The 9967-nt window shown below is 64.9% G+C and carries 9 protein-coding genes and 1 pseudogene; 5 read left to right on the top strand and 5 right to left on the bottom strand.

What is annotated here, in order from left to right; genetic code table 11:
• The first annotated feature begins 61 nt into the window (after nt 1–61).
• The 4 genes from Q0Q47_RS28820 (at nt 62) to Q0Q47_RS28835 (ending at nt 2835) form a co-directional block, all read left to right on the top strand.
• Nucleotides 62–487 (top strand): hypothetical protein, encoded by a 426-nt coding sequence (locus tag Q0Q47_RS28820; RefSeq protein WP_293868250.1) that lies wholly within the window; start codon nt 62–64, stop codon nt 485–487.
• A gap of 38 nt (nt 488–525) precedes the next feature.
• Nucleotides 526–1020: a hypothetical protein gene (locus Q0Q47_RS28825; RefSeq protein WP_293868252.1), complete on the top strand. Its 495-nt coding sequence runs from the start codon at nt 526–528 to the stop codon at nt 1018–1020.
• Between the two features lies 1 nt (nt 1021).
• A complete protein-coding gene (locus tag Q0Q47_RS28830; protein WP_293868254.1) occupies nt 1022–1462 on the top strand; it encodes a hypothetical protein in 441 nt (146 codons plus the stop codon).
• 770 nt (nt 1463–2232) lie between these two features.
• The gene (locus Q0Q47_RS28835; RefSeq protein WP_293868256.1) at nt 2233–2835 is read left to right on the top strand and encodes an HAD family hydrolase; all 603 of its coding nucleotides are present in this window, start codon (nt 2233–2235) and stop codon (nt 2833–2835) included.
• A gap of 137 nt (nt 2836–2972) precedes the next feature.
• Here the strand turns inward: Q0Q47_RS28835 and Q0Q47_RS28840 are convergent, their stop codons facing one another.
• The 5 genes from Q0Q47_RS28840 to Q0Q47_RS28860 form a co-directional block, all read right to left on the bottom strand.
• On the bottom strand, nt 2973–4457 hold the full coding sequence (locus Q0Q47_RS28840) for a class I adenylate-forming enzyme family protein (RefSeq protein WP_293868257.1): 1485 nt from the start codon (nt 4455–4457) through the stop codon (nt 2973–2975).
• A gap of 55 nt (nt 4458–4512) precedes the next feature.
• A complete protein-coding gene (locus tag Q0Q47_RS28845; RefSeq protein WP_293868259.1) occupies nt 4513–6039 on the bottom strand; it encodes an FAD-dependent monooxygenase in 1527 nt (508 codons plus the stop codon).
• A gap of 72 nt (nt 6040–6111) precedes the next feature.
• Entirely contained in the window at nt 6112–6621 is a 510-nt protein-coding gene (locus Q0Q47_RS28850; protein ID WP_293868261.1) for a Spy/CpxP family protein refolding chaperone, read from the bottom strand.
• 48 nt (nt 6622–6669) lie between these two features.
• Nucleotides 6670–7020 (bottom strand): hypothetical protein, encoded by a 351-nt coding sequence (locus Q0Q47_RS28855; protein ID WP_293868263.1) that lies wholly within the window; start codon nt 7018–7020, stop codon nt 6670–6672.
• Nucleotides 7021–7311: 291 nt separating this feature from the next.
• The gene (locus tag Q0Q47_RS28860) at nt 7312–8841 is read right to left on the bottom strand and encodes a winged helix-turn-helix domain-containing protein (protein ID WP_293868265.1); all 1530 of its coding nucleotides are present in this window, start codon (nt 8839–8841) and stop codon (nt 7312–7314) included.
• Between the two features lie 321 nt (nt 8842–9162).
• On the opposite strand from Q0Q47_RS28860, the pseudogene Q0Q47_RS28865 reads away from it, so the two are divergent.
• Nucleotides 9163–9675 (top strand): annotated as a pseudogene (locus Q0Q47_RS28865) (NAD-dependent dehydratase); the annotation flags it as partial.
• Nucleotides 9676–9967 lie beyond the last annotated feature (292 nt).

The raw sequence follows: 9967 nt of genomic DNA on the forward strand, positions 1-9967 counted from the left end.
CGTTTGCCATCCGCAGCCACCTGCCGCTGAATGATCGCGGTGGCGTCCCAACGCGTGGCCTATGGTTCGTAAGCAGTTCACGATCACAGATCCCGTCGAACGAGCCTTCGTCCTCAAAGACCTGGCGCTTGTCGGGCCGACGAAGGCCATCGGCTATCTGCCGATGCGGACGGTTACCCGCATCCTGCAAGCCGACCTGGGCGAGTTGATCGCAACAGCCGAAGCTAAAGGCGTTTCCGCGATCGCTTTCCATGCGAAAGATTGCTGTATCCGTGGTGGTGCGCTGTACCTCTACCACCGCCCAACGCTCACGGCCTTGTTGAACGCGTCAACCCACGTCCTTAGCCCATCCAACATACCGTCAGAACCCGACGCTTTCGTCCGCCACATCGCCGCACATTGGCTCGAACCGGGCCACCCGGTCCGTCCCATCATCGATGCGGCCTTTGCTGATGAGGTGACGGCTGAGATACCTGCGCCGTCATGACGAGCGCTCAGTGGCCAGATAAACACGAGACAAACGCGGTGACAGTGCAGGACTTCGACGGCGTGCTCGCTCTGATCATTGGTCTGCCATGCTGGTCGGTCCAACGCGGTCATGGAAACATGCTCTCGTTTGAGTTCGGCAAGCCCTCTCTCATGATCCGTGAACCGTATCAGTCTCGGTCCACGTCAGAACGTTTGCAGAGGAGCGCTTCGCACCGCGTGGTGAAACCCATCGGTGAGTATACCTTGTGGGTGCATGGCGGCTGGCAGGCGAAGATCGGCCACGGGAAGTTCGCAGACAGCGATGCAGCCATTGACGAGGTTGTCGCTGCTGCGCGCGAGATAGACGGGCAGCGACTGCTCGCCGTTACCGTCGATGCTGCCAGTAACGCAACAAGCTTTGTGTTCGACCTTGGTGCCACGCTGAACGTCTTGTCTGACGGCAGCGACAGCGCGGTGTGGGCATTGAGTTGCCCTGACGGCTCCACACACGAATTCACCGGGGAACGGGTGTGGCGCGTCCGCGAAGCGTGAGGTGGCGACGGAGATGTGGGACCAGATTTCAGGCGGCGGCAAACTGATTGCTTGGTTCGGAGGCGAACCGAACTTCCAGTCAGCCGAACTCGTGGAACTCTCTGTGCACCGCGACCACGGTGCTGTTGTCAGGTTTGTTGCGACGACGAGTTGTGCGGGTCCACGTCGCGGAGAGCCGTTCAAACATGCGGCCATCGCCCTCTCGCTCAAGGACGTTGCCGAAGTTGCCTTGAAAGGTTTTGGCCCACCGAACGTGTTGGGTGGACTGTCCATCAGTGCCTGTCCGCCCTTGACCTATCACAACAGCCTGGTCGGAATTGGGATACATGCTCCCAAACACCGCGTGACACTTGAGCCGTGCGCTGGTGCGTTTGGGACCATTGACGCGACGGTCGTGCATGTCTCAGTTGAGGACGTGGACGACAACCAAGAGGCCACCTGAGCAGCTACGTGACGTAGGGGTGCAGAAGTGCATCAGGGAATGGACGCGCTCGCTGATGGGCGAGGACACGACCATACGAACGGAAGATCCAGTCTTTGCCACACAGGAAAGCGGTTGATTGTGTACTCGCCGTCTCTGATTAGAAGCCCCCTTCGGTCGTAGGCCACGACCGGTTCAATAGTCGACTTTGTGTCTTCACACCGCAACACGGGCAAGCGCTGGCCATTTCGTAGCCTACCTGAAACAAGTCCATCGGGAAGGTGCTCAACAACGGTTCCATCGGACGCCATGACTATCTCCGCACGATGGGGCGACCATAGGATCAGAACGCTCGATATGATGAGACATCCTGCGCCAAGATAGAGCAGTCGAACCATGAGGCGAACGGGTCGGTCGTGCAGTCTGTCGTCCACGTGCGGTTCCAAAACGCGTTCAGTGCATCATAGCCTCATCGCGTATGAGGGCGCTCGCCGCCTTGTAGCGCCACCAAACCAGAATAGGTTGGCCATAAGCCGCCACAACGCGGCGACATCAACCAGTTGGTCTATGCCGACGGACAATAGGTGCTCATCGGTGACGTGTTGCCGCTTGGTGCATCAAGGGGGCGTGTCGTCGGTCTGTGCCTACGGACGAACTGCGAACGGGTCCAAGACGTAATGATGGACTGGTCTGGGTGACGGGTCCGACGCGCCGAGCGGGAAAGTCTGATGGCGCCGTGGTGCCGGTGCGAAATGCCGGACGACGTCGAGCAGACGATAAGAGAGAGGCCGATGCACACGAAGGTTCTGATGGTCGATGTGGATGGCGTGATCGTCAGGCACCCGCATCCAGAGGGTTGGGCTGCAAATCTTGAGCGCGACCTTGGCCTTTCGAAGAAAGCGCTACAGGAAGGATTCTTTCGACGGCATTGGGGCGATGTAGTCCATGGTCGCGCTTCACTGCGAGATCGACTGGAAGCGAGTCTCGCCGTCATCGCGCCCCACTTGAGCGCAGAAACCCTGATTTCATATTGGTTCGCGAATGACGCTTTCATAGACAAAGACCTATACGAACAGCTTTCCCATCTCCGCAGCGTTGGTGTGGAGATGCACCTCGCGACAGTCCAGGAACACGAGCGCGCCGCTTACACCTGGGATGTTATGGCGCTCAAGAGTTTGTTTTCGGCGATCCACTACGCGGCGGAGATTGGGATTTGTAAGCCCCACCATGAATTCTACAAGGAAATTAGTCGTCGCGTGAGTGCAGAAAGGATTTTCTTTATCGATGACAGCGCGCCGAACGTGAAGGCGGCACGTGATTGCGGTTGGCGTGCAGAACTGTGGGAGCCCGGCGCTTCACTCGCAGACCTTTTTCCAGACTTGTTGTCCGCTTGACCGAACGACACCCGTGGCACTTGCGGGCGTGGGATTCGGCATGAGGGCCGCGAAGCCACACCCTTGAAAAGTGCTGCCACAACACGTGCCGCCTGTACGCCGAATCCTCCTGCCTGTTCAGCCGGAGCGCACAGGGCCTAAACTGGACGAAGGCGCAAGATTGCGGCGCGGTCCGGCTTGCCTTGCTCCGTGAGGGGCACGTGATCAATCGGTACTAACGTGGTCGCCTCGGCGACGGCTTTGCCCAGTGCGCCGGCAAGAAGGCCCATGGCACGATCGCCGTCAAAGGACCGCTTCGCACGTTGAACCAGGGCCACCCAGCGGCGCGCGTCAGCGTCCCGCACCACCGTGGCTTGGCGGATGGACGCGTCGCGGCACAGCAGGTTCTCGATCATCGTGGGAGAGATCAACTTGCCGCCCTCCCGGGCCATGTCGACCGCCCGCCCGAGCACGTGCAACCGCCCGGCCGCGTCGAAGCGGCCGAGATCGCCGGTGTGGCACCAGCCGTCGACGAATGTTGCGGCCGTGCGCTCCGGAGCGTTGCGGTAACCGGCTGCGATTGCCCCGGATCGGATCTCGATCGTCCCAGCCGCGCCTGGACCTGCGATCATGCCGTCTGGCCGGCGCAGCCTCACCTCCACGCCCGGCAGAATCCGGCCCGCGCTGGAGAGGGCCTCGGGGTCGGCCGCATACCCGTCGGATCCGAGCCGACTGACCAGCCCGGCTTCGCTGGCGCCATAGGTATGCACCAGGACGGGCCCGAAGCGCTCGACGGCGCGACGCCGCAGCGTCGCGGGCGCGGAAGCGCCGATGTGCAGCAGCCGGCGGAGGCTGGTGAGGTTGGCATCGGCCAGCCTCGGATGATTCATGAGGGAGAATAACTGGGGTTCGACCAGGAAGAGGTCGGTGATGGCATGGCGCTCGATCTGGACGAGCGTGTCCGTGGGATCGACGTGATCCCTCAGGATGACGAGGCCGCCGCCGGTCAGCGTCTGGTCGACCAGCACCTGGGACAGGTAGGCAAGCTTGCCGTTCACCAGCTGCCGCCGCCCCGGATTGTCGTCCGTGACCGCCAGTGCAGCGTAGCTCGCAAAACTCCTGCAACTGCCCTTGGGAACGCCCGTGCTGCCCCCGGAAGAGACGATGATGGCCAGGTCGCCGGGACGTGCGACGGACGCGACCGGATCCGCCACGGCCCCATCGGCAAGGATGTCGAGCCGCGGGAGCCCGTGTCCGGTTTCCCCGGCGGCCACCACGGGCACGCCGACGTCGGCCGGGAGCAGGTGGGCGGTCTCCGGGAAGACCACCACGAGATCGGGCGCCATCGTCCGCAGCAGCGCCGAGCGCGCCTGCGGAGTTTCCGGCGCCGAGAGGAAGCAAGTCGCAGCCCCGATCAGGTTGGCGGCATAGCGGATGGCGAGCGCCTGCGCCGAGTTCGACGCCCAGAGCGCCACCAGTGCGCCGGGCCCGAGGCCCTGGGACCCAAGGGCGCGGGCGTAGCGATGGATGCAGCGCCGAAATTCGTCGGCGCGCCACGGCGTGTCTCCGCAGATCAGGACCACGGCCTGGCGCCGGGCGGCGAGCTTGCGCATCACCACATCGATGTAGGGCTCCGTCGTCATGGTGATCCTGTCCTGAGGTGATGGCGCGGACCCGGACCGCCGGATGCAAGGAGCATCAGGCGGCCGGGTCTGCCCCGGCGGACAGGGCCACCTGGGCGAGGCACGCCTCGATTGCCGCCATATCGTGCGACCGGGCCACGGCCGCGACGTAGCCGTCGGGCCGGACGAGCCACGCACCCGCCCGGTCGGGAGGCTCGCGGAGGTCCGCCTCGAGCAGAGCAGGATAGCTTTGCAGAAGGCGCAGCGCCGGCTCCGTGGCGGCGGCCAGCAGCGCGAAGCGTGGCAGCTCTCCTGTCCCGAAGGGTCGGTCCGCCAGCAGTCTCTGCCCCGGCCGCGGGCCGTCGAGCCCGGCAGCGGACCCGCTGGTCAAGGGGCTCTCGGGGTAGCCGATCGACAGCTCGGTCATCGTCTGGGCGAAAGCGTGTTCGATGCCGGGGATGCCGAACGCGACATGGGCGACGGTGTTGCGCACCAGCCGGAGAAACGGGTTCTTGGTGGTGCCGATCGTCGTCAGCCGCTCCGCGGCCGCCAGGACCTGATCACCGACGGCGCTGCGCTCGACGCTGAAACTGTCGAGCAGGCCGTCGGCTGCCACGCGGCGCGATACCAGCGCGAGCTTCCACGCAAGGTTGAAGGCGTCTTGCATGCCCGTGTTCATGCCCTGGCCACCGGCGGGGCTGTGCACGTGGGCGGCGTCCCCGCACAGGAACGCCCGTCCCCACCGATACCGCGAGACCTTGCGCCCGTTGATGCGGAAGCCTGCCAACCAGACCGGATCGAAGGCCCTCATCCCGGCAGGGCCGCGTCGGTCGATCAGGGCCTGGATGTCGTCCAGCGTCGGGGTTGGTGGATGCGCCGCGCCGGAGGGCGGCGTGTCGGCAATGATGCGGTAGCGGCCCGGAGACATGGGGAAGACGACGAAGACGCCGTCCTCGTGCCAGGCGATGGTGACCTGCGTGTCGGGAACGGGGTAGCCGGTCATATGGATGTCGGCCAGCACCCAGTCGCTGTCCAGCGTTGTGCCGGTAAATTGTGCCCCGACGGTGTGGCGGACGATGCTGTGCGCGCCGTCGCAGCCGGCGAGCCAGTCGGCCGGCGCCGTCTCCTGCCGTCCGTCGGCGTGCCGCAGAGTGGCGTCCACGCCGTCGTCGCGCAGCGCAAGGGCAACGACCTCGACCTGGCGTTCGACCGTCACGCCGAGCGCCTCCAGCCGTTCTTCGAGCAGGCGCTCGGTCTCCGACTGCGGCAACATGAGTGCGAAGGCAAAAGGAGTTTGTGCGGAACTCACGCTGGCGTGCGCAATCGGTTGGCCGTGAGCCACGAAACCCACCGTGTCCACCTTGAAGCCCGCCGCCACGAAGGCCGCCGCACCTCCTGGCTGGCGATCCAGCAGCTCCAGGGTCCGGCTCCACAGCACGATGGCCTTGGACTTGTCGGTGCGCCCCACCGCCTTGTCGATGATGCGGACGGGGATGCCGAAGCGGGTCAACTCGACAGCCAGAGTCAGGCCGACGGGTCCCGCGCCGACGATCAGGACGCTCGACGGTGTACGGGGGGATAAGTCCGGGGAGGCGCTAGACACGGCATTGGCTCCAGAGATTGGCAGGGGTGCGGAAGAGGGAGCGGGCGCCCGTCGGCCCGCCCCCGCGGGACCTCAATTCTCATCCTCGAACAGCCAGAGCTCGGCCAGCGGTTGCGGCTGGCCGTAGCGGCCCTCGCGCATGCCCAGGAAAGCCGGGATGCGTCGGCGCTGGGCCTCGGACAGGGAGGCCACGAGGGGCTTCAGCGCGCCGCTGACGCTTTTCACGTCTGCCACCCGGGCAGCCTCGGCATCGGCGCTGCGCGTGAGGATGTCGACGAAGTCCTGCGGCTGCGCGGCACTTTCGCGCTGGACACGCCTGTCGGCGGCGTTGCGCGCCACCTGGCGTATGGCCGCGTCGAGCGGGGCCCAGAGCTTCTCCTGGTCGGCAGTCATGCCGATCACCGTCTTCAGCGCGGCCAGTCGCGCATCGAGGACAGCCGCTGCATCCTGGGCAGTGTGCAGTTCGATGATCTGGATCTGCTCGGGCTGGACCGGGGCGGGCTGGACGGTCTGGGCTTGGGCCTGACCGAGGCCGAACAATGTCACCGCGATCGCCGCGGCTGAAAGAGTGGTCTTGAACATGGGTAAACTCCGGTGTGGATCTGGTCGGTGGTCAGTGGTCGCTGCGGATCACTTCCAGCCGCCGCCAGGCAGACGGCCGTGATACGGCGTGTCGCGGCAGTGACCCCAGGGGCCGTGCCAATAGCCGGGAGGGCAGCCGTTGCCGTAGTAGTCGGCTGGCCTCTGCGGCCCGCCGGTCCAGCCGCCGCCCGGCAGCGGTCCGGAATAGGGCGTGTCACGGCAGTGGCCCCAGGGGCCGCGCCAGGCATTTGGGCCGCAGCCGCCGGAGACGGTCACGATATTGCTGGATGCGACTGCGACGGCATCGCCGCGCAAGCCCGCGATGGGCGCCGCGCCGGCCGGTGCCGAAAGCGTTGCCGCCAAGCCGAAGCCGGCGACGATGAGGGCGATGGGATTCATGACGGATCTCGCTTCAAGGTTGCATGTCGAGCTCGCACGACACAGTGGAGGTGCGGGCCTGTCCGGTCCGCCGGTGCATCAGCGGGTGGCGGCCTTATGCGCTTGATGAGATTTGCAGTCCTGAGACACGGGCGAAGTGTTCCCGAAAATCTCAGAAGAGCGCTTTCAGGAATCGTTCGGACCGAGGTCGCGGCCGTGAGGAGCGAGATTGATCGGAATAGATCCGCCCCGATGGAGCGGGCCCGGGCTTGGGACGGGCGAGGACACCGACGACCGATGGCGAGACGCTGGTCAGCGGATCTTCACCGCCCGAACGGCTTCCACGGCATCCAGCATCCGCTGTTCGTCGGCCGGGCGGCCGAAAAACCAGGGCCCTGTTCGTGCAGTCGGATCCCAGCCGGGTTGGATCCGCTGGATCTCTCGCCAAGCGAGCAAAGCGTCGGGCATATTGCCTGTCTCAACACACGCCATGACCAGCGAGTGGTGGCACGGCGCGTAGTCCGGAAGGCGCGTGGCGCACCAGCGCAAGTGGGGCAAGGCCTCGGCGGGGCGGCCAGCCATGAGAAGGCAGCGGCCCAGAACGGAATACACCGTGGGTCCGCAGAACGGGTCGAGCTTCAAGACGGCCTTCATCAATTCAATGGAGTCCTCGCCTGGCACGGCATGGGCCAGGACCTCGCAGCTCGAAATCCGAACCTTCACTCCGCCTCGATAGGGGCCGTTCAGCGCCATTCGAGCCGTGGATTCGGCTTCGCTCCACTTGCCATGCAGCATCATGCAGTAAGCCAGGCGAGACAGACACAGGGGGGAATAGGGCGCGAGGATCAGGGCGGCCCTGGCCATGGACAGAGCCGTATCCCGCGCCGCCTCGCCACGCACCGGCCCCCAGCCCTGCGTGAAGCCGCGTTGGATCGCATAGGCGAGCCAAGCTCGAGCCTGCGCGTAGTCGGGGTCGAGTGCAACGGCACTTTCGAGAAGCTCTATGGCAAGCAGAGTGTCCCGCTCTGTCGCCCTTTGGTGATGATCGGCTGCCAGAAGGCACAAGTCACGGGCTGTCCGGTCGTGGTGCGCCTTGTTCCGGGCTTTGCGCCGACTGTCGACGGCGACTTGGCGAGCGATCCGATTGGCGAGGATTTCGCGTGCGGAATCGATCGGGCCCGCTGCTTCCTCCGAACGGGCCTGAGGCTCGGACCACAGCACGGTGTTCGTGCTCGCTTCATCGAGAAAGACGAGCGGAGATCCGCCATCGACATCGACGAGGCGCACCCGGTAGTCCGCGTGCTCGCGGCCCGCGGCGCGTCTCACCCTCAAATCTTCGTAGCGCGCCAGTTCGGCGGACAGCAGTGCAAGGCCCGAGGCTTCAGCCTGGGCAATGCCATCGGGGATCTCGACGATCACCGAGGCATGTCGCGCCTCCTCCCGGTCACGGGCCTTGCTGGCGCTGAACGGAGGCGTTGCCGGCGACGAAGGACTCGCAGGCGAAAGATTCCAGCTGTGGACCTTGACCTCCGCGATCAGGATGTATCCGCGTCGAGGGACGGTCCTGAGGATCTCTTCGGCTTGCGCACCGAAGGCTTTCCTGAGCTCGCTGATGCATTGCGTAAGGCTGTCGTCGGTGACGGCGATCCCAGGCCAGACGGCTTCCAGGAGCTCCTGACGGCCGTGCAGCAGGCCAGGATTTTCAAGCAGGTGAACGAGTAGAGAAAATGTTTTCGGTCGGATGCGGTGGTCCTGTCCATCAGGGCCGCTCAAAGTTCCACGTGCAGACTCAAGCCGAAATCCAGCGAAGTGGAAGTCTCTCGCGTCGATTCCCTTGCCCATCCTCACCCCGGACAACATCCGAACGAATTCCGAAAGCGACTTTCACACGATTTCGCCCGGAAATCACCTCTTGTTGGGGATCTCCACACAAGCCGGATTTTTCCAGGCCGCGCCAGCAGGCCGCCACATGTCCTGCGACGCGACGAGCACTCGTTCATGCGCGAGATCCCGCTGTGCTGGATGAGGGGACACGCCGCCGGCGTCGACGCCGCGATCGCGGCCAACAGAGGGGTGTCTGTCCGAGTTGTGCCAGTCGGCGAACTTCGCAGCGCGCTTCGCGCGCAGGGAGCCTATCTCACCGATCCCGAACGGGTCGCACACGTGTTCGACGAGAGCCACCCCAGCACGCGCATCGCCTGGGAGCGCGCCGGACAGTTGCTCCTGGATGCCGGCGTCAACGTCTCGGTGACGCGATTGCCGCAGGTTCACGACACCCGCAATCAGGGCCTGATCACACCCCTGATCGCGATCTTCCGCGAGAAGGGCGCCGCGGCCTATGTCGGCGAGGGCCGGAACCGCTGGTCGGCAGCCCACCTGAGCGACGTCGCCCTGCTCTATGGTCTTGCGATCGAGGCCGCGGAGGCTAGCGCCCGCTACAATGCCGTCGCGGAGGAAGGGATTGAGCTCCGCGTCATCGCGGGGACCCTGGCGCGCGGGCTCCGTCTGCCCCTGGTCGTGGTGCCGGCGGAGAGAGTAGCGGAGCAGTTCGGGTGGATGTCGATCTTTGCGGGGATGGACCTGCCGGCCTCAAGCGCGCTGACACGGCGCAAGCTCCGGTGGACACCCACGGGGCCTGGGCTCATCGCGGATCTGGATGCCATGCGATACGAGTGAATGCTTCGGCTACAGTGCCGTCGGGCGCGCGCCCGCAAAGCTGCGATTCCTCCCCAGCCACGGGGCGAAACTTGCAAAATCAAGGACTTAGGTGAGCCTGGCTGGGGCGGGAGGATGCGCGGCTGGTTATCGGCGCTCCCGGAGCCGGATCGGTAAGTCGTTGATTTTGCGCCGCAACTCGCGACGGTTCTGGATTCTGTGTAGCAGGGATGTGCTACACACGACAAGACCATCAAAGGTCCACGAAGCACGTGCGCGACGGCACTCTACGGCGCAGGTTCAAATCACGGAC

This window comes from uncultured Alsobacter sp., assembly GCF_945952055.1.
Classification (GTDB): Bacteria; Pseudomonadota; Alphaproteobacteria; order Rhizobiales; family Beijerinckiaceae; genus Alsobacter.